Raw genomic sequence first — 20125 nt, 5'->3', positions numbered from 1 at the left:
TTTACGCACTATTTGCTACCGAGAAAGTGATTCTATAATAGGACGGACTAGCCAATTAAAACCAACTCTTAGTTGGTGATCTAAAGTAGGCAAACGATATAGATAAGCCAGACGACGGGCTACGTAAGCCAATGAACCATCTAACTTGATTCCTAAGCCTGTGAGGGTAGCATTATCTACACCCAATGACAACATTTCCCCTAACTTTTGATATTGGAAAGGTAATAAAGGGCGATCGCACAGAGAAGCCCAGATATTCCAAGCTGTATAATCTGCTTGTTGAAAAGCAGCTTGTGCAGTAGCCGGGATTTGCTGACCTTGAGCATCAATACAGTCGGCTAAATCTCCCAAAGCAAAAATTTCCGGATGTTCTGGAACTTGCAAAGTTGCTGTAGTCGTAATTTGACCGCGCTGATTATGTTTGAGAGGTAAGGATTGGACAACTGGACTCACTCTAGTTCCTACAGTCCAAATCACTAAATCAACAGGAATTGTGTCTACTTGATTTTTATACTCTAGAGAAATAGTATCTTGAGCAATAGATTCTATTTTGGTTTCTAAATCAATAAATACGCCTCTTGCATCCAAAGCTTTTTTGGCAGCTTCCCGGTTAAATTCGGGCGAGGTACGTAAAATTTGGTCACTCAGTTCTACCAGGCGGAAACGTCCTCTTTCCCCTAACCTATCTGCTAATTTACAAGCCAACTCAACACCGCTGTAACCTGCACCAACAATTGCCACGCGAATTTTATCAGCATCAGATTCTTCCAACGCCCGCAAGCGTTCTTCCAAACGATAGACATCAGCAATTGTGCGGAAAGGGTAGGCGTAGGAGGTCGCACCGGGAACAAAATCCAAGGGGGTTTCTCCACCTAAGGCTAGTACTAAACGATCGTAGGGAATTTCCGGGCCATCTTGTAACTGTACCCGTTGCTGGTCTACATCAATTCCTGCAACCACCGCTTGATAAAAGCGTACACCTGTGCCTTGGAGAAGTTCAGCAAAAGGTGGCGCAATTTCCCAAGTTTGGAGTTCGCCAGTGAGTAATTCGTAGAGTAGAGGAGAAAATAAAAAGCGATCGCTTTGATCTACTAGAACAATTTCCGGTTTAGCGGTAGACTCCCAAGGTAACTGGCTCAAGCGCAAAGCAGTATACAGACCACCAAAGCCTCCACCAAGGATCGCAATTCTCTGAGTTCGTTGAGTCATCTTTTCTTCGGGACATTCAATCCCATCTAGGCAACTAACTCTCAGTGTAATGATTTATTTCCCCTCTTGAACATAAGGCATTGGACATAGGGCATTTGCAGGGATGTTTGTTACCTTATCTAACTTGGGAATAATAAACCTAAGCTCATCAAAGCTACTCAATTCACTAATCTTTCCCAGTATTCTGGTAGGCAAACTTTGCAGGGTGAAAAATTCTCCCTTCCTTGTTTCCTTGTTTGGCCGTCTCCTTGTCAGTCTCAAACCATAATTAATTTTGGAGAGGTTGGCAAACTATGAGTATGCCTTCCGCTCAGCTTGAAAACCGCAATTTTAGGAACTGGTAGTGCCAAATTTAGATGATTTCAATCAATTTCCGCAAATTAGTCAGCCAAAAAGAATTCCTGGCCATTCTCACTCAACTCGAAATGGATATGGATACTGCTATCTGCATTGAAGATGTAGACGGTAAACCACTAATTGGCATTAATCATGCTATCAGCATCCATAAATACCCAGTGAAGGTAGAAGAAGAAATTATTGGTTGGGTAATTACTGACCACAATACTACTACTATTGCGGCTCTAATTTCTTACTTAGCACAACAGCAATACGAAAAAAAAGCAGTTACTAAGGAATTATTAGACAAGTATGAGGAAATTGATTTATTTCAAGACTTATCTACACAAGTTACAGCCAGTCTAGATGTTCAAGAAATTGCCCGATTAGTTATTGAGGAAGCTAAAAATTTTATTCAATCTACCAGTAGTGCAATTTTGTTGCTAGATGACAACACAAATTGGTTCAGAATTATTTGGAAATCTGGACAGATTGACAATTGGGTAGAACCTCTGACATTGGGTCAAGGAATTGTCGGTACAATTCTCCAATCAGGTCAAGGTGAAATACTTAATCATGTCTCAACCGATCCTCGATTTACTCATCTTTCACCTAGGGTAAGTTCTTTAATTTGTGTTCCCCTAACTTCTAAAACCAAGATGATTGGAGCAATTGTTATGTGCAGTGAAACTCCTATTACATACTCTACTAAAGACTGGAAGCTGCTAAGTATTTTGGCATTGCAAGCAGCAGGAGCAATTGAAAGAGCTTTACTTTACGAACAAAGCTGTACTGCGGCCAAAGTGGCTCAAGAACAGGCTAAACAACTCCAGCGCACCCTTTTTGAACTCCAGCAGACACAAACGAAGCTGATTCAAAGTGAAAAAATGTCTTCTTTAGGTAATTTAGTTGCTGAAGTGGCTCACGATATTAACAATCCCATTAACTATGTTAGTGGTAACCTCAGCCATATTCAAGAATATACCCAAGAAATTCTCAATTTATTGCAACTTTATCAACAACATTATTCTCAGCCAATTGGAGAAATTCAAGCTGCGTTGGACAATTTAGATTTAGAATTTCTCATAGAAGACCTTAACAAAATTCTCTCTTCGATGAATTTAGGTGTTGGTCGAATGCGCCAACTTGCTTTATCTTTACGCAATTTCTCGCGATTGGATCAACTGGAGATGAAACCAGTAGACATTCACGAAGGAATTGATAGTACATTACTAATTCTGCAAGGACGATTGAAGCCCAGAGAAAAGAACTTAGGTATTCATATTGTCAAAGATTATGGCGATATTCCCTTGATTGAAGGCTATGCGAATCAGCTAAATCAGGTATTTATGAATTTAATTGCTAACGCTATCGATGCTTTAGAAGAATCTATGATTAGTTGTCAATGGCCAATGATTGCTGATAAAAGTAGTAATAACTTCCAAATTCGTATTTCTACTGAGCTAGTTAACTCTAATTTATTGAAAATCCAAATTACTGACAATGGCCCAGGTATTCCTGAAAATATCAAAGAAAGATTATTTGAACCATTTTTTACTACCAAACCAACTGGCAAAGGTACTGGATTAGGTTTATCTATTAGTCACCAAATTATCGAGAAACATGGCGGATCGCTGCGTTGTTTATCTCAGCATGGAGAAGGAACTACTTTTTGTATTGAAATTCCAGCATTCCAAAATACATGAAAAATTTATATTTAGTAATGAGCTTTTTCTCAAATTTATAGAAATTTCCTATAGGTAGTTAATTTATGTAATTCTCTTTCATTGTTCTTACTAGTCATCCGATACTTAATAAAAATTATTTGCCCTTAAAAATACTGACAGACATATTACATATACAAGGATAGAATGTTATTGCCACATCTGACAGCTAATCTGATAGCTAATAAGTTTTCTCAAACTCATTAACAAGCGATCGCATTTTTATGCATGAATTAGTTTATCTTTTATCACTAAAAAATTTTTATGATAATTGCTGTCTGTAGGAGAATCATGAATTTCTATGAAAAATAAAGTATTAATTGTTGATGATGAAATTAGCGTGCGTTTACTTCTTGAAGAGGTACTAGAGACTTTAGAACATGAAGCAGTAGAAATATTAATGGCTAAAAATGGCTCAGAAGCCCTAGAACTTATTCAAACAGAAAAACCAAAGCTGGTATTTCTAGATGTTATTATGCCCAAAATGAGTGGGCTTGAAGTTTGTAATACTGTTAAAAATGAACTAAGGATACCAAATATTTATATCATTATGTTGACTGCTAATGGGCAGGAAGTGGATAAACAACAAGGTAGCGAAGTTGGTGCAGATTTATATATGACTAAGCCATTTCGTGCCAAAAATGTTCTAGAGATTTGTCGCGATGTCTTGGGTTTATCTATTGCCAATGAATAAAGCTATATATGTTATGGGTATGGGAATTGTTGTGAAATTGGGGAAAATTTTGCAAGCAAAAGGCAAGGTTATAAATTACTGAATCAGCGGTAGTTTATCAGTTAAATATCATCGTAGGGGCACAAAATTTTGTGCCCCTACCTGTGTATACTTAACTTACCTGAAATCAGCTTTATGGAAACTGCGATCGCTAAAATCAAGCTAAAGCTAATTAATTTCCCCCAGTGGTGATAGCTTTATTATGTATAGGTGGATCTTCGGGTTTTCTTTGCCATTGTCCGCCGTTCCCCGGCTCATATTCATTTCTCACACTATTCCACGCTACATCACGAGCAGCTTGTTCGCTCATACCGTTGTCTTGAGCTGCATTGAATGCTGCAAAGAATATCTGTTGGGCGTGTTCAGGTAGCTGTTCTCTAATATCCTGAGGTAATTCGTCTATCTGCTTATAAGGCATAAACTTACTCCGATTATCTCAACTTAGATTCATCCTAAAAAATGGCTAAGTAGATTTCCTCTGCAAGTAGAGATAGACAAATACCATCCTTTAGGCTGAGTTACCTTCAGGAACTAATACAAATTAAAATTTTATTGGCAAAATTAAATTATTCAATCCGGGTACAAAAATATTGCGTGCCTATTAATTTTGCTAATTCTTTGGTTAAATTCATTCGTAGTGATAACTGAAGTTTTCACTACAAAAGTCAATTATACCTTGGAAAGCAAAACTGCTACCAAGCTATACTATCTTGCCATTTGTTGACCATCTTATTACTAATACCAGGAACTTTTTCTAAATCTTGTAAAGAGCTAAATTTTTGCTGTTGACGAGTCATAATTATGCGTTGTGCTAACTTTTCACCAACACCAGGTATTGTGATTAATTCTTCTAATGTCGCCGTATTTATATTAACTTTTTTTGCTGTTTTTTGAGGAATTGATGTCGGACTCTGGATTTGAGAACATTGTTTAATTTCGGTGGCAATTTTTTGTTGAATTGCTGGTGGTAATCCAAGTTTGACATTAGTATAAAGACGGGCAAATTCGCGCACATAATGGGCGGCGACGGTGGGACTTTCAATTACTAATAAAGTTTCATCATTACCATTATTTGCCGCTTCAGACCAATTATGGGAACCTGTAATTACAGTTTTTCCATCAACTACTGCAAATTTATGATGGAGTAAATCTCCTTTAGCTAAGGTAGGGACACCTACAGTAGTAATTGGATTCTGCCAAGGTTTATTATCTACTTCATATTTACATTCATCACTGAGCGCCAATCCCATCATATCTAAGGCTTCGCTATAAGGACGATAAGCAAATTGTGGTTCAATTAATGTACGGATTTGTACACTTTGTTGATGACGAGTTTCCAGGATATTAGCCAACCGTTGCTCGGAAAATACAAATAATGCCATATCAACTGACTTGGTAGCAGATTCTAAAGTACTAGCTATTAAACCATTAGTACTGTTACTCCACGGTTGAGTTGCAGAAGTGGGTGAAAATTGGACGGTAATTTTTGTATCCCCTAAAGATATAGTTTTTGGTAACCGTATCGGTTTTTTGACACCAAAAATACTATCTGGCTTTCCTCCAGGCCCGTCACCCCACATGATGTTAAACTCTTCTGTAAATAATGCAGCTAATTCTGGACTATTAATTTCTAAGAAATTATTGACATTTCCTAAACTGCTGGAATTACTAAAATCTCCAAATACATCGCTTAAAGTAAAGTTAGCAGAAGTGACAATTACAATCCGATTGTCTACAACTACAAATTTGTGATGCATTAAACTGCTACCTGCTGAACCATCAGCACGATCGTCTAGCCAAGGAATTTGAGCATTTTGAACGATCGCTAAAGCATCTCTTTGATTAATTTCTTCCTCGCTGAGTTGGTTGTCTTGGTTAAGATCTATAAATTTACGCAATTCGTTATAGCGTTCCTGTTCCCTTTTTTCTAGCTTGCTGATTTCTTCAGGCGTGAAGCTACTCCAAGGACGGGTATAGGTATTTTCTAAGATTAATCTAACCTTAACTCCGGCTTTTTGTCTTTCTGCTAGTGCTTGGGCTAATTTGGGTAAACGTAATTCTTGAACTGCTACATCTACTGTAGATTTAGCTTGGGAAATAGCATTGACTATCTGTTGTTCTAAATTATCTCCCAGCCGAGTCTGCTGGCGGTAAGGTTCTTTGAATTCTGAAGACTGAGAATGGTTAAAGGAAACCTGAACAAATGGATCTTGTGGTAGAGGTGCTGGACGTTTATTGTAAGATTGGACTCGCTCGCAAGCGGTAATGGTAAATATGAAAAAAAATGTAAAATAATACTTGAGACTAGAAGAAAGTTGCACGGTAATCTGCTAAAAGTGGATTGAGAGTTAACAAGTATATTATTCCCAAAATTAAGTATGTTGCGGTAGGTAGAAAAATACCTTTACAAATCAGGCAAAAATCTATCTATCGCCGGAAAATTAGGGAGATATTTTGAGAATTAAGCTAGTTAAATGTATATGCTGAAAATATAGATAGCCCAGATTCAGCTTGTGTTTTTACTCATTTATTGATGATATGCAAATATATCTAGATTACAGTGCTACTACTCCTACCCGTCCTGAAGCGATCGCAGCTATGCAAAAAGTTTTCACTCAACAATGGGGGAATCCTTCTAGTTTACATGAGTGGGGACAACGAGCCGCAACAGTTTTGGAAACAGCCAGATTCCAAGTAGCAGGATTAATTAACGCCTCTATTGTGGAGTCGATTATTTTTACCTCTGGTGGTACTGAGGCTGATAATCTAGCAATTATGGGCGTAGCTCGGTTATACAATGTCCCCCAACACATAATTATTTCTAGTGTTGAGCATTCCGCTATTTCTGAATCAGCACGGTTGCTGGAAATGTGGGGTTGGGAAGTGACTCGTTTGGCGGTAGATGGAAAAGCCAGAGTTAACCCCGCAGATTTAGCCGCAGCGTTGCGAGATAATACGGTCTTAGTATCTGTGATTTACGGTCAAAGTGAAGTTGGAACTGTCCAAGCGATCGCAGAATTAGCAGCTATTGCCCGCCAAAATGGGGTATTATTCCATACGGATGCAGTGCAAGCTGTGGGACGATTGCCCATTGACGTAGAAGCTTTTTCCGTAGATTTACTGAGTTTATCTAGTCATAAAATATATGGGCCGCAAGGTGCAGGAGCATTGTATGTCCGTCCTGGTGTAGAGTTAGTACCCCTATTTGGTGGTGGTGGACAAGAAATGGGGCTACGTTCTGGTACTCAAGCAACAGCGGTAATTGCTGGTTTTGGTGTAGCGGCTGAACTAGCAGCCCAAGAAATGTCCACAGAAACACCGCGTTTAATTCAGTTACGCGATCGCTTATTTGCCCAGTTAGTCGATATACCTGGTTTAATTTCCACAGGCGATCGCGAACACCGTCTACCCCATCATCTAAGTTTTTGTTGGGAATACGCCGATGGTGAAAAACGTAGCGGTAAAACCATAGTCCGACAAATGAACCTAGCTGGTATTGGTATTAGTGCAGGTGCAGCTTGCCATAGCGGTAAACTCAGTCCCAGTCCCATATTATTAGCAATGGGCTATTCCGAAAAAGCCGCTTTGGGTGGAATTCGCATTACATTAGGACGGGAAACCACCGCAGCTGATGTAGATTGGACAGCGATGGTTTTGAAACAGGTATTGCAGAGGTTGTAATTAAAATATGGGCATTGGGCATTTGACTCTAAACTAGACAATAGGAGCAATACTGATACCTTCAACAGCAATCCCAGCTGGTATTCCATTGTTTGAACCATCCCAGAAGGGGGTAAAACTACCACTGGTATTAACGCCAAGAGAGGTTGGGTTGAATACAAAGATATCAGCACCATCCCCTGTTGCACCAAGAACGCCAAAAGATCCCTCGGTAGTCAGGAAGATTTTGTTACTATTAGCGTCGAACCAAATACCATTCACATCTTCAGAAGAGTTAGTTAGACCAACATCAGACCCGTCAAACAGCATTGTCCAGGTACCAATTGTATTTTGACCTAAACTACTAGCATTGAACTTGATCAGGTCTTCATCGGAACCGGATACTCCAGGAATTGTAAAAGAACCCTTTGTACTAATGACCAAATTACCATCTGGGGCAATAGCGATCGCATCTATTTCCTCAGAATCGGTGCTTAATCCTACATCCGAACCGTCAAAATAAAGTTCAAAGGTTCCACTGGTAAACTCACCTGTAGTTATGGGCGTAAACTTCACTATATCCGAATCATCTACTGCCAACTCACCAGCCAAGATCGCCGGGTTATTTAAAGCAAACAAAATTGAGCCATCGGCATTAATATGAAAATCTCGCAGGTAGGAACTACCGAAGCCCAGATCAGAGCCATCGAAATACATATACCATTGATTATTTGACTGGTCGTATGCGAGGATGTCTTGGCGATTAAAGCTGACTCCGCCAATAGTCCCACTACCGCCAAGGCTGACAAATTTTGTCGATGCAGGATTTAAAACTTGGATAGTTTTCTGGCTGCTACCCGTTAATTCCCCATCATTTGCCTGTAATTGTACAGTGTAAGTTCCGGGAGTAGAGAAGGTAGCCGTAGTATCCTGTACAGATGGATTGGCAAAAAATACTTGACCAGTCCCGCTAATCGCACTCCATGCAGTAGTGAAATTTCCTGGAGGATTTGGTAAACCATCATCGCTTACAGAACCGTCAAGGTTGGCTTTGTACAACACTACTTGATTTTGACCTGCGGATACTGCTGGTGCTTGATTGGGGACAGGAGTACCTAGAGCAAATTCGTAGAGGCGACCATCATTTTCATTGGCATCGGTATCATTATCAATAGCGCGATCGACAATGTAGAGGCTTTGCAGATAAGGATTTTGACTACTGGGTGCAATCGTAATCCCCGCTGGCTTGATGGCGTTCGCCGCAGAAATATCATAGGTACGGACAAGTTGACCGGAAGTTGTGATTTCAAACACCAAGTTAGACGGGAAACCGACCATAAACAGGTTCCCACTACTAGGATCGATGGTAATCCCTTCTGGATCGTGAAGTCCCAAGATCTCAGTATCAAATTGGCTAATTAAAGTGCCGCTGGTGGTAACATGATAAACTTGTTCACCCAGACCATCAACAACAAATAAAGTCCCTGTGGTTGGTGAATAGACTATATCTTCTGGATCAGTACTACCCCAAGCAGTAGTACTAAAAGAACTCACCACATCATCAGCAGTGTTGTAATTGCCATCGGCTCCGAGATTGAGTTGAAAAACCCGACCCTTGTTATCATCGGAAATATAGAGGAAGCGATTTGCTGGATTATAGGCTATCCCTGTTGGCTCGTTGGAAAAGCTCATCGTGGTCAAAGTCCGTTGCAAAGTCCCACTCAGACTTGTTTGAAACAGGTTCCTACCTGTGAAGTAGGTAGGCATTTCATCAACTTCACCATCAGAAATCAACAGTGAACCCAAATGACTAATATAAACAATCCCCGATGGATCGGGACTTGGAGGGGCAAATTCAGATGTGTAGATAGTCTGTACTAGTGTGGGAGCAGAAAGAACAGATGTTGTCTCCATCGTCTGAACTAGCATCAAGGATGAATCCGCAGTTCTGGCTGTTAAGGTGCTATCGATAGTATTATCAGTAACTAAAACAGGCTGACTGTCTAGCTCCAATCCTGATAGATAGCGTTCAGAAGCAATGTTACCAGCGGGGGTAAATTCATACTGAATTTGATGTGAAGAGCTTTCTACCAGAAAATTACCATTTTGAGGATTCAGCTTGATACTGCTAAGATTCGGTAGATTTTCTGGGAGATTTATCTGGGTAACCAAGCTAGGTTTGACGAAACTACCTTGAGAATTTGGCTGAATTTGATAAATCTGCTGTTTAGTACCTCGGTCTAAGATAATCAAGCTTCCTGTAACTGGATCTATTGTCAGCCCTTGGGGATTTTGCAATCCAACTTTATGAATATCAATTCGTTTTAAAGTTGTCAGATCTAATTCTCCATTTTTAGTTTTAACCTCAATCAGCACTGAGGAATTTTCTAAAGCGAACCAACGATTAAGCTTAGTATCAAAAATAGCGTTAATCGAATTACGAAATTCATCAATGCGGAAATTTGCTGAGGTCGCCATTATTATTTACGATTACTTATTACACAACTAATGTTGCTGATATTTTGCCGAAAAATGCTCTATATCAGAGATAATAAGTAAGAATTTACCTTGATTTAATCTATTCTTAAAGTCGTTAAATATAAAATTTACAGATAATTCATCGAGTTTTTATAAAAAGCCTGATCTAAGAAGAATATATCCATGAAATGTGTGAAATTTTGTCAGGTATTCACTATGTATGCCCATTGGGATAATTACGGTATGTTTAACTAGGTTGGCGTGATTATTTATCGTTAAGATCAGGCTGTAGGCAGCAATTATATAAGCTCAGCGATCGCCCAACATAAGAAAATAGCTTTGAATTGAGTTTTATTTATAGCTGTTGACTGTTGACTGTTGATTGTTGACGGCGATGCACTGAGCTTGCCGAAGTGTTGACTGTTGACTGACTCTAAAGGCTTTTATTGTCAGGATTTTATTTTGGCTTGATGTCCTAATATATCTGGCTACGGCTATACATACTTCAGTTTTTTTGTATCGTTATTCCTGTAATCAAATTACATTTAAATTATTGATTTACAAGCCTAATACTGTTGAGAGAAACGCTACTTTAACTGACTGCATAAAGATTACTTGATATTAACTAATTATGAGAATTGATAGATTTTAATGCTGCTAAAATTTCCGTGTTAATTGGTGATGTTGCGAGAATTGGATGCTTAATACCTCCCCAAATACTACCTTTTTGGAGGCGAATTGAGGTGAACAATTCTGGGATTTGTTGTGATATGAATACTTCTGGTGGTGCAAGCTGACCGAGCGATCGCGCTAAATTATAGTGATAAGACTGTGATAGAGCTTTATCTAGTTGTTGCGCAATGGTTTGGGGGGTTTGCGGCGCTGAATCTAGTAACAGAATATAGTGAGGTGGGTTGTTAACGGGAACCAAACTCTGAAAATGATTTCCTGGCAAATTCAGGCTATTTAAAGCATCCTGCACAAAGGTAGCTGACAATTTTTCCCCGACTAAATCGCTGATGTCTTGATTTCTTCCGAGAAATTCTAAACAGGGTGTGTGACGATAGTAATGAGTCACGCGGACGCGATCGCCTATGCGATAACGATAAAGACCGCCTTTTTGCGATAAAATAATCGCGTATTCATCACCGATGCTGAGTTCGTGTAACTTATGCAAAGAGCCAGTATCATCCTCAAACTCAAAAAAAACTTCATCCAACACCGGAACATAACCCCCCGCTGCAATTAAAGGAATTGTCATCGGTGCTTCAGTGGCTAGCAAACCCTTACCCTGAACAAATACACCCGGAAACTGCGATCGCAATCCCTTGGCTGAATCGGCGGCGTTAGCGCTATCCCAGCAAGAAATCAGCTTTAAATTTGACCATAGCTGCATCCAGGGAATATTATCTGATTGGAGAATTTGCAAGCGATCGCTTGATATAACTCCTTTTAATTCCTTTGCTAATAACTCCCGATTTTCTTGAATGTAGTTTAAATGTACTTGTAAAAAACTCGGACTCCAAACTGAAATAATTTCTAACTTCTGTGCTTGTAATAAAGCCAAAGCCAATTGATGTTTAAATTCTTGGACATTATGGAGGCGATTTAGTCGATTTGGCATTACTAACCAAGGACGCAATAACCAACGCAACCATTCATCTAAATAATCTAAGTCATCCTGTAAAGATTGGGAATCACCTACATTTAGTTGTGGCGAGATAGAGGCGTAAATTTTCCCCGTTGAAAATTTCGGGCCATGTACAATCAAATCATGTGCCCAAACACAAAACATCTGATTAAACGAGCGCCGCAAAGATTTAGTATAGGGAATCCATTTTATCGCCCCAGTACTACCAGAGGTTTTTTCATAAAATAAAATTGGTTCTGGGGTGAGGGGAATTTGTTGACGTTTTTCTTGTCCTAAAATCCAGGGTTCTAGCCCATCGTAATCAACTATAGGTACAGCTTGCCAATCTCCTAGAGAACGAATTCCTAAACTTTTACCATACTCGCTGTTGATCAGGCGATCGCAAATTTCCTTCTGCACAGATATCTGCGTTAACTCAGGATAATCCAACGCTTGCGTAAAGCGTCGGTAAGCCCCTGCAAAAAGTTGTCCAAATAGTTGAATAATCGGACGCATGATTTCTAAGTAAACTAGTTAAGTTAAATGTTAGCTTGAAAATGGGCATGGGGCATTGGGCGTGGCGTGGGGGTTATTGTTGATTTTGTACTTCTTACGGATTATTACCTAGTAACTTTCGCTAAACCGATGAGTCTACCCTAGGGTGATGTCTTCATAGGCAAAAATTCCTTAGCCTAAATTGAGAGTTCAATAAATAGGTATTAAGGAAAAATTGCTATGACAAGCGATGTTTCTCATGTTTCTAATGAAATTAACAAGAGTGATAATAAGTCTCTGTTAACTGGTGTTCTCTTGATTGTCTTAGGAATTATTGCGATCGCACTTCCTGCTGTCTCAACAATTTTTGCGGAAACCTGGGTAGCTGTGATTCTGGCTTCGGCTGGATTTGCTAAGCTCTTCTATGCATATAACACCCGTACTTCTGGCGGTGTGGTTTGGAAAGTGTTGTTAGGCGTACTCTACATTGCAACTGGTGTAATGCTGTTGATTTACCCATCTACGGGTATTTTGACTCTAACTTTATTGCTGGGTAGCTTCTTATTAACTGAAGGTGTGTTTGAGTTAATTCTCGCATTTAAACTGCGTCCCCAAAAAAACTGGACATGGGTATTGGGTGACGGTATTATCACTTTAATCTTGGGTGTGATGATTTGGTTTCAATGGCCTTTTAATGCACCTTGGCTGATTGGAACCTTACTCGGTGTCAGCATTCTCTTCACTGGTGTTTCACGGTTGATGCTTTCATGGAATGGCGGTTCTACTTTTAACAAGCCCGATAGTGCTGCTGGTACTGCTTAAGGCTGTAGTTTTAGTGAGGGTGAGCATGAGTGATAATTTTTCGCTCACCCAGTCAACGCGATCGCATTTTATTTTTCAACCGATGCGATCGCGATCGTGTGATTTTAATAAATATGACATATCGGGCCCGGAAGGAATAATCCCGCCAGGATTTAACGGAAATAAATTGCCATAATAGTCTTGTTTCACGCTTTCTAAATTACAGGTGTCAGCAACACCAGGAAGTTGATATATATCCCTTAAATAAGCTCCTAAGTTAGGATAATCCTGAATTCTCCGGCGATTACATTTAAAAATCCCATAATAAGCCACATCAAAGCGGAATAATGTTGTAAATAGCCGCACATCTGCGAGGGTAAGAACATTTCCACACAAATATCTACTGGTTTCTAGTGCGGCTTCAATTTCGTCTAAAGTGGTAAATAGTTCATCTATAGCTAGATTATAAGCTTGTTGGGTTTGGGCAAAGCCGCAACGATAAACACCATTATTTACACTGTGATAAATCTTCTCATTCCAGCTATCAATTTTTTCTTTTAATTCTTCTGGATACAAATTTATTGTTGGATTATTAGCGAACTCATTAAATTCTGAGTTCAGCATGACAATAATTTCTGCACTTTCATTATTAACGATAGTATTCGTTTGTTTGTCCCATAAAACCGGCACTGTAGCCCTGCCGCTATAACCTGGTTGAGCCAGCTGATATAATTGCGCCAGACTAGCACAATCTAATTCTGGTTCATCGAAGATCCAACCACCTGCGATCGCTGAAGGAATAACCACAGTTACAGATATTGCATCTTCTAATCCCTTCAAAGCCCTGACAATTAAGGTGCGGTGCGCCCAAGGACAACTCAGTCCTACATACAGATGATAACGCCCTGTAGCTGGTGGATAAAAACTACCTTTCTCGGCATTAATAGAATTTCTCAACTGACTGCTAGGACGAATATACTCTCCCGACTGATTGCGCGGAGCAATTTTCGACATCATAGTTTGCCACATCGTTGTCCATACAAACCTACCTAACTGAATAATCAGCTTTGGCGGTAATGATTTACCCTGCTTTTTTGTCGAGTTAGTAGACTCCATATGCAAATTTTTGACCTTAGTCATAGTTTATTTTTAGTAATAAAGTAAAGGTTTTGGTTAAAATTCAATCTCTGCATCCTAATTTAGATTTTGATTTTAAGTTTTGTATGGCAATCAATGCCGATTCAGCAAATCTATAAGATCTCTACTATTGGAGGTATGTAGGTATATCTATAGTATTGCTACTAATTACTCTTGTATATAAATTTTATCACCTAAGTAGGAAGAAAATTATGTAGTTTTTTTATTAATATTTAATTCTAAAGTTTTTGGACAACAAGCCAATGCCAAATATTCTGTAATTTAACTATTAATTAGCTTGCAGAATATAACCGCATTAGCTGCTGAAATTAGGTGCAGGGTAGTGATATCTATTCACTAAGGGAGATTATTCATATCTTCCTTAGTGTTTATCTAGAAAAGCAAAAATCGGCAAATAATTTCCACAAAGTAAGTAATTATTTTTAATATCTTCCGATCATGAATATATTTGACCGCAGTAAATCTAATCAAGATGCTACTAGTGATGCTAAAGTTGAAAGTCGTCCTCGGACATTAAGGCTGCAAGATGCATTATTGTTAGCTACTTTAGTATTGATAGCTGCTTTTGTAAAATGGGACTACACCGATGGACAGGGTAGTAATCGATTTCCCAATCTTACTAGTACTTCAGAAGTAAATACAAATACAAGAGAATTTATTGGAGAAACCATCACCATTAGAAGCAAGCCAGTTCAGACAGTAAACTCCAGTTCTTTTATCATCAACGATCGCCCAGGAAATAGCCAAGAATCTCTATTAGTTGTAAATGCCTCAGATGTAGCGTTTGAGTTACCAACTAATAGTGATAAAAGAATTGAAATTAAAGGTGAGGTTCGGAGATTAGTAATTCCTGAAATTGAAAGAGATTTTAATTTAAATTTACCAGACGAAGACTATACAAGTTATTTGAAGAAACCTGTGATTATTGCTAAGTCTATTAGTCTAGTAAACTAATACTTTTGTCCAGGTAAGCAGATAAATAACCAAATTTAAAATTTGGCCCCGGCTTTCTTGAGAACAGCAACTATTTTCTGCCAATTACCTTGAGTTGCTATACTCAGGGGTGTTGCTCCTAGCTGGTTTTTAACATTTAGCTGTGCGCCTTTAGCAATTAGCATCTTCACAACCTTGACATACTCATCTTCATAGTGTTGAGCTACTGGTGAACAAGCAAACATCAGTGCAGTGCTATCTTTTTGAGTTTTTGTATTTACTAAAGCACCTTTATCTAGTAAAAATTTGGTCATTTCGGTTCCCGCACGATAAGTGTACCTAGCTGCAACCATTAACGGAGTTATACCGTTGGGATCGGAAATATTGACATTTGCTCCTCGTTGCAGCATCAATTCTACACTTTGCATTGAACCATTACTTACCGCCAACGCAAAATATCTATCAGGATCGCCACCGTTATCTAAGTACTTTTTCAAAACATCAACTTGATCTACGGAAACGGCTTCAATTAATATTTCTTCTTGGTTATTGCGCTGTGCTTGTGATGATGCAATTGAGGGTGTTCCCAGTAACAGTAATAGTAGTAACAATCCTAACTTCCGAGGTGATAGTTTGCTGAGCATATCTCAAGTAAATAAAGTAACTTGAGCCAAACTTCACTGTAGGAAGTATGTTTTCCGGAATGTATAAAGTTTTATCAAGCTAGTATGGAGAATTGGTAACAATTTTTAGATTTTGGACTAGATTTCCATTGAAAATCTCAATCCAAAATCTTAACTTTCAGTTAATAACCATGATCGCGAGTATATTGTGACTCTTCAATGATGACTTGTGACTGTTGAGCATTAACTGTTGACCCTGTTTTTCTGGAAATTTGCTGCTGAGAAAACATTTCCCGTAGCACCATTGCTGGATCTACATAGTTGCTGTCATATTTGAGTCCCCAATGCAGGTGAGGCCCAGTGGTACGTCCAGTCATACCAACTCTACCAATTCGGATACCACTGGGTATTTGTTGACCTTCAGCAATTTGAATTCCGGCGGCGCGATCGACTAAATAACGGCGACCAGATATGCTTTCGACATGTCCTTCCATATGACAGTAGGTATGCTCCCAGGCTCCAGATTTGATGATGATATGGGTACCACAGGCATTGCGATCGCCTACTTTAATGACTTTACCAGCCCACCAATTGCGAATGTAACTACCTTGGGGAGCAGCTATATCTAAGCCGCCATGAAATTCCCAGTTATCGCCACCAGTAGCGGAACGGCGATAACCAAAGGCAGAAGTGTAAGCTTGAAAGTTTTCTACCGGAAAAGAAGCGGCTAACCACGCATTACCTCTATTTGCTTTGTTTGACTTGGCTTCCCTAGCTCTAGCAATTTCTGGCTTAGGCAATAGAGTAATTAGGCTTACAAGACTCAACCCTAACATTAATAAAGTAGCTCCTGATACAATTACTCTTTTTTGCCGCTGATTCATTTTTTTATTCCTCAATCTAATAAAACGCTTGATAAATTGCTGTGAAAATTCAATTTAATTTGGTTAAAAAAGTCACAACGAAAGCTACTTAATGATGGATATCTCAGTATTGTTTACATCACAATATACGGCTTGTACATATTACTATGTCAAGTTGCCTAGCTTAGGCTATCATGCTTTTTTAACTGTCAAGTCTGTCTGATTAGCTATTAAAATCAGAAACCGCAAAACTATAGATAATCAGTATTTTTAATACATTTCAGTAGACAAGTATAATCTTTAATTAGCATAGTGTTTAGCTAGTAATTACGGATTAAGTAATTTTTAATAATAAATGTTTCTGCTAGTTTTTACGGATATATTGATGATACTAATTCATACATTATTAGTCAAAAAAGCAGCGATCGCTGAGATAATATACTCTCAAGATAGTTGCCAATCCGGCAAAAGGCTGTTAAGTTAATTTACTTAAAAGATTAATTTGACATTCATCAAAGCTTTATAGCTAAAATTGTGCCTTTACAAGACGCCGACAAACTATGCTGACAGATATTTGGCCCTTCCAGTTTGAATTGGACACAATTGCGATCGCGGGAGCGAGTTTGTGGTCTTTGGCTCTATATTTAGCTTTTTCCTCGGTGAGTGAATGGGTAATTGAGCAACTTAACCGTTGGTTTAACTTTGCTGAGCGATCGCTCTACACTAGCAAAACAGAATTTGAGAAAACTCGCAAAGCTAGAGAATCCCAAAACGCTTTTTACGCTTCTTTGTTTAGTATTGTGCCTTTTTTGATAGTCGGTGCTTTAGTCCACTGGGGTGTAGAAATTAGTTTAGGGCCGAGTTGGGGTATCAGTACTGGTATACTTGCTTGCATCGGTTCCGGTATTTACGAACTCGGTAGAAGAGATGGGAGTTCGGAATAGGAAATGGGCACTGGGTATTTTTCAATGAGAAAAAGTTTCTCGCATACCCAAAAATAACGCCCGCAGGCTAGAAGCCTGGGGCTATTGTTACAAAGCCCACAAAGGTGGGCTTGTTTTTTGAAGGATAACTTAACACAAAAAGTCATACACCAGCTTGAGGATTGTTAATCAATCTTGCAACTACCTAGATGCAAAATTATCTAGGATGAATGTGCTGTCTAGGGCCCCATCCAGGATTGATAATAGCTGCTAAATCTTCTTCAGATAATTTGGCAATTTCTGCTTCTAATTCTGCAACTGTGAAATTATAGCCACGTTCTTTAGCAATTTGGATAAAGGCTTCTGGATTGGATGTGGCTTTTAGTCTTTGCTTTAATGCTTGATCTTGTTTTACAGCTTTAAAAAGTTGAGCAGCATTTTGTTGCGGCATGACAGTCTATCTCCTGTTTGAAACATTAGATTTGAATTGAGTAATTTGACTCCTGTCGTTTTGCCTAGTCTACGAGCCTCGTAGAAGATATTTTCGCTGAGGTTATAAAATTCCATATTAGAACTAATAAACAAAATAAATTGATTTTGACAAAAAAATATAACTTTCGATGACTGTTGGTACCATTAATAGGTTATTAATGAGATTCAAGAATAAAATGATTTATATTTATGATTTTCTTTTTAGTCCTAATTTGAGAGCTGAAATCCTGACAATAAACTATTAGAGACTTCCAAATAAAAAAATATTCCAATCATTAACTTACCAAACCCGCAAATTGTAGGGGCGGGGTTACCACTACAATTTGGCATAATTTATTTTTTGGAGTTCCCTTAATTTCTAGCGAATATTTTGACAATATATGACTGGTAAACGCTTCTATCATCTTGGTTTTGGACAAGAAGACTTGAGTACTTCTCCACCGGAAATTGCATTATTATCTGGAGATCCGGAACGCGCGCGTTTGATTGCGCAAACTCATTTCCGAGATGTACGCTTATTGTCAGAGAATCGGGGGTTGAATAGCTATCTGGGCTATTTAGCTAACCATCGCCCTATTTTATCTACTACTAGCGGCATGGGTGCGCCTTCTTTAAGTATTGTCGTGAATGAGTTGATACAGCTAGGTATCCGGCAAATTATTCGCATTGGGACTTGCGGATCGATTCAACCTCATGTGTCGGTGGGTAGCATTGTCATCAGTAGTGCGGCGTTATGTCGCCAAGGTGCAGCAAATGATATTGCGCCTGTGGAATATCCAGCCGCAGCCGATCCGTTTCTCACGGTGGCGTTGGTGAAAGCAGCACAAGAGTTAAGCTTTGAGCATCATTTAGGAATTACGGCTTCGGTGGATACCTTTTACGAAGGACAGGAACGCACAGATTCAGCCAATCCTTATTTAATGCGATCGCTCCAAGGAATTACCGCCGAATATCGCCACTTGAATATCTTGAACTATGAAATGGAATGTGGCACTCTGTTTAAAATGGCGGGAGTATATCAATTTGCGGCTGCGGCTGTCTGCGGTGTAGTTGCCCAGCGTACTGTCTCGGAAAATATCATCTATCCGCAGAAGGATATTGCTGTGGAAAATGCGATCGCTACTGCTGTACGTGCAGCTACTAATTTCATATCCCCTTGATTGTTACATCCCATTGACAATGAGAAAAGCTTTGTTTCATACATGGCGAGTGCCATCTTTCATTTTTACAGCTATTGGCAGCTTAATTCTATTCATTACAATTAGTTCGCCAGCAATTTCTAGTGTTGCTAATTCTTCTACAATTGCTAACAATAATCAAATAGTTGCGGCGACACCAAATTTAGGCAGACATTTCCAACAATTGGGGGTGGAAGGTTCAATTGTAATTTACGACTCAAAAAATAATCGCACCTACGAACACAATCCACAACGCAACGCTACCGCAATGGTTCCCGCTTCGACATTCAAAATTTTTAATTCGCTGGTGGCGTTAGAAACAGGAGTTATTGCTAATGATGTGGCTGTTCTCACTTGGGATGGAATTCAGCGAGAGATAGAAACTTGGAATCAGGATACAAATTTGCGTCAAGCTTTCAAAAATTCTACCGTTTGGTTTTATCAAGTTTTAGCGCGTAAAGCGGGATATGAACGGATGCAGGAATTTATTAATAAAGTGGGGTATGGTAACCGTCAAATTGGTACAGCCGCAGATATTGATCGCTTTTGGCTACAAGGGCCATTAAAAATTACACCCAAAGAGCAAATTAATTTTTTGCAACGCTTATATCAAGGTAATTTACCATTTTCTCAGCAGACAATGGAACTGGTAAAAGATATCATGGTACGCGAACAAACTCCAAAATACACGCTACGAGCAAAAACAGGATGGTTAATCAGTAGTAAACCAGAAATCGGCTGGTTTGTTGGTTATTTAGAACAGAATAATAATGTCTATTTTTTTGCTACTAAGTAAGTCGGCATGAAAAAACCAAAGTATGTAAAGATAAGTAAATACGGAGAATGCATCTACCGAGGTGGCTAAAATATGGGCGCTCGTTTAAGGGTA

General features: G+C 39.0%; 16 protein-coding genes and 1 pseudogene. 8 read left to right on the top strand and 9 right to left on the bottom strand.

The features are described from left to right. Positions 1 to 15: 15 nt before the first annotated feature. Complete coding sequence (locus tag H6G41_RS25965) at positions 16 to 1209, bottom strand: NAD(P)/FAD-dependent oxidoreductase (RefSeq protein WP_190750031.1); 1194 nt, start codon at positions 1207 to 1209, stop codon at positions 16 to 18. Positions 1210 to 1565: 356 nt separating this feature from the next. Here H6G41_RS25965 and H6G41_RS25960 point away from each other — a divergent pair, with 356 nt between their 5' ends. Next, positions 1566 to 3251: a GAF domain-containing sensor histidine kinase gene (locus tag H6G41_RS25960; protein ID WP_190750029.1), complete on the top strand. Its 1686-nt coding sequence runs from the start codon at positions 1566 to 1568 to the stop codon at positions 3249 to 3251. 319 nt (positions 3252 to 3570) lie between these two features. Next, positions 3571 to 3963, top strand: coding sequence for a PleD family two-component system response regulator (locus H6G41_RS25955; protein WP_190750027.1), 393 nt, complete (start codon positions 3571 to 3573; stop codon positions 3961 to 3963). Between the two features lie 211 nt (positions 3964 to 4174). On the opposite strand, the gene H6G41_RS25950 is transcribed toward H6G41_RS25955, so the two are convergent. Together H6G41_RS25950 and H6G41_RS25945 are read right to left on the bottom strand one after the other, a co-directional pair. Then, positions 4175 to 4420 carry a ChaB family protein gene (locus tag H6G41_RS25950; protein ID WP_190750025.1) on the bottom strand — a complete coding sequence of 82 codons (246 nt, stop codon included), beginning with the start codon at positions 4418 to 4420 and terminating at the stop codon, positions 4175 to 4177. A gap of 274 nt (positions 4421 to 4694) precedes the next feature. Further along, on the bottom strand, positions 4695 to 6323 hold the full coding sequence (locus H6G41_RS25945; protein WP_190750023.1) for a phospholipase D-like domain-containing protein: 1629 nt from the start codon (positions 6321 to 6323) through the stop codon (positions 4695 to 4697). A 217-nt stretch (positions 6324 to 6540) separates the two neighbouring features. Here H6G41_RS25945 and H6G41_RS25940 point away from each other — a divergent pair, with 217 nt between their 5' ends. After that, positions 6541 to 7683, top strand: a complete 1143-nt coding sequence (locus H6G41_RS25940; protein WP_190750021.1) for a cysteine desulfurase family protein — start codon at positions 6541 to 6543, stop codon at positions 7681 to 7683. A gap of 33 nt (positions 7684 to 7716) precedes the next feature. Here H6G41_RS25940 and H6G41_RS25935 read toward each other — a convergent pair whose 3' ends face one another. After that, positions 7717 to 10140, bottom strand: a complete 2424-nt coding sequence (locus H6G41_RS25935) for a PKD domain-containing protein (protein WP_190750019.1) — start codon at positions 10138 to 10140, stop codon at positions 7717 to 7719. Positions 10141 to 10765: 625 nt separating this feature from the next. Beyond that, positions 10766 to 12286 (bottom strand): GH3 auxin-responsive promoter family protein, encoded by a 1521-nt coding sequence (locus H6G41_RS25930; protein WP_190750017.1) that lies wholly within the window; start codon positions 12284 to 12286, stop codon positions 10766 to 10768. Between the two features lie 219 nt (positions 12287 to 12505). Here H6G41_RS25930 and H6G41_RS25925 point away from each other — a divergent pair, with 219 nt between their 5' ends. Continuing rightward, entirely contained in the window at positions 12506 to 13087 is a 582-nt protein-coding gene (locus tag H6G41_RS25925) for an HdeD family acid-resistance protein (RefSeq protein ID WP_190750015.1), read from the top strand. Positions 13088 to 13162: 75 nt separating this feature from the next. On the opposite strand, the gene H6G41_RS25920 is transcribed toward H6G41_RS25925, so the two are convergent. Then, positions 13163 to 14206, bottom strand: coding sequence for a glutathione S-transferase family protein (locus H6G41_RS25920; RefSeq protein ID WP_242038047.1), 1044 nt, complete (start codon positions 14204 to 14206; stop codon positions 13163 to 13165). A gap of 456 nt (positions 14207 to 14662) precedes the next feature. Here H6G41_RS25920 and H6G41_RS25915 point away from each other — a divergent pair, with 456 nt between their 5' ends. After that, positions 14663 to 15178, top strand: coding sequence for a hypothetical protein (locus H6G41_RS25915; protein WP_190750013.1), 516 nt, complete (start codon positions 14663 to 14665; stop codon positions 15176 to 15178). Between the two features lie 35 nt (positions 15179 to 15213). Here H6G41_RS25915 and H6G41_RS25910 read toward each other — a convergent pair whose 3' ends face one another. Both H6G41_RS25910 and H6G41_RS25905 read right to left on the bottom strand, forming a co-directional pair. Beyond that, positions 15214 to 15801, bottom strand: a complete 588-nt coding sequence (locus H6G41_RS25910) for an ankyrin repeat domain-containing protein (RefSeq protein WP_190750011.1) — start codon at positions 15799 to 15801, stop codon at positions 15214 to 15216. 161 nt (positions 15802 to 15962) lie between these two features. Continuing rightward, positions 15963 to 16664, bottom strand: coding sequence for a M23 family metallopeptidase (locus H6G41_RS25905; protein ID WP_190750010.1), 702 nt, complete (start codon positions 16662 to 16664; stop codon positions 15963 to 15965). A 539-nt stretch (positions 16665 to 17203) separates the two neighbouring features. Here H6G41_RS25905 and H6G41_RS25900 point away from each other — a divergent pair. Next, positions 17204 to 17587: a hypothetical protein gene (locus tag H6G41_RS25900; RefSeq protein WP_190750009.1), complete on the top strand. Its 384-nt coding sequence runs from the start codon at positions 17204 to 17206 to the stop codon at positions 17585 to 17587. Between the two features lie 196 nt (positions 17588 to 17783). Here the strand turns inward: H6G41_RS25900 and H6G41_RS25895 are convergent, their stop codons facing one another. Continuing rightward, a complete protein-coding gene (locus H6G41_RS25895; RefSeq protein WP_096643160.1) occupies positions 17784 to 18017 on the bottom strand; it encodes a Nif11-like leader peptide family natural product precursor in 234 nt (77 codons plus the stop codon). Positions 18018 to 18438: 421 nt separating this feature from the next. Between H6G41_RS25895 and H6G41_RS25890 the strand changes: the two genes are divergently transcribed. Next, on the top strand, positions 18439 to 19218 hold the full coding sequence (locus H6G41_RS25890; protein ID WP_190750008.1) for a nucleoside phosphorylase: 780 nt from the start codon (positions 18439 to 18441) through the stop codon (positions 19216 to 19218). Positions 19219 to 19237: 19 nt separating this feature from the next. Further along, positions 19238 to 20026: pseudogene (blaOXA, locus tag H6G41_RS25885) on the top strand (class D beta-lactamase); the annotation flags it as partial. Positions 20027 to 20125 lie beyond the last annotated feature (99 nt).

Source organism: Tolypothrix sp. FACHB-123 (genome assembly GCF_014697075.1).
Taxonomy (GTDB): domain Bacteria; phylum Cyanobacteriota; class Cyanobacteriia; order Cyanobacteriales; family Nostocaceae; genus Aulosira.
This window is presented reverse-complemented; position numbering and strand designations above follow the sequence as displayed.

Coding starts and splice junctions, on each gene's coding strand:
- H6G41_RS25925 (WP_190750015.1), top strand. CDS start 12,506: ATGACAAGCGATGTTTCTCATGTTTCTAATGAAATTAACAAGAGTGAT.
- H6G41_RS25890 (WP_190750008.1), top strand. CDS start 18,439: ATGACTGGTAAACGCTTCTATCATCTTGGTTTTGGACAAGAAGACTTG.
- H6G41_RS25910 (WP_190750011.1), bottom strand. CDS start 15,801: ATGCTCAGCAAACTATCACCTCGGAAGTTAGGATTGTTACTACTATTA.
- H6G41_RS25940 (WP_190750021.1), top strand. CDS start 6,541: ATGCAAATATATCTAGATTACAGTGCTACTACTCCTACCCGTCCTGAA.
- H6G41_RS25895 (WP_096643160.1), bottom strand. CDS start 18,017: ATGCCGCAACAAAATGCTGCTCAACTTTTTAAAGCTGTAAAACAAGAT.
- H6G41_RS25920 (WP_242038047.1), bottom strand. CDS start 14,206: ATGACTAAGGTCAAAAATTTGCATATGGAGTCTACTAACTCGACAAAA.
- H6G41_RS25950 (WP_190750025.1), bottom strand. CDS start 4,420: ATGCCTTATAAGCAGATAGACGAATTACCTCAGGATATTAGAGAACAG.
- H6G41_RS25960 (WP_190750029.1), top strand. CDS start 1,566: ATGATTTCAATCAATTTCCGCAAATTAGTCAGCCAAAAAGAATTCCTG.
- H6G41_RS25915 (WP_190750013.1), top strand. CDS start 14,663: ATGAATATATTTGACCGCAGTAAATCTAATCAAGATGCTACTAGTGAT.
- H6G41_RS25905 (WP_190750010.1), bottom strand. CDS start 16,664: ATGAATCAGCGGCAAAAAAGAGTAATTGTATCAGGAGCTACTTTATTA.
- H6G41_RS25930 (WP_190750017.1), bottom strand. CDS start 12,286: ATGCGTCCGATTATTCAACTATTTGGACAACTTTTTGCAGGGGCTTAC.
- H6G41_RS25965 (WP_190750031.1), bottom strand. CDS start 1,209: ATGACTCAACGAACTCAGAGAATTGCGATCCTTGGTGGAGGCTTTGGT.
- H6G41_RS25935 (WP_190750019.1), bottom strand. CDS start 10,140: ATGGCGACCTCAGCAAATTTCCGCATTGATGAATTTCGTAATTCGATT.
- H6G41_RS25900 (WP_190750009.1), top strand. CDS start 17,204: ATGCTGACAGATATTTGGCCCTTCCAGTTTGAATTGGACACAATTGCG.
- H6G41_RS25955 (WP_190750027.1), top strand. CDS start 3,571: ATGAAAAATAAAGTATTAATTGTTGATGATGAAATTAGCGTGCGTTTA.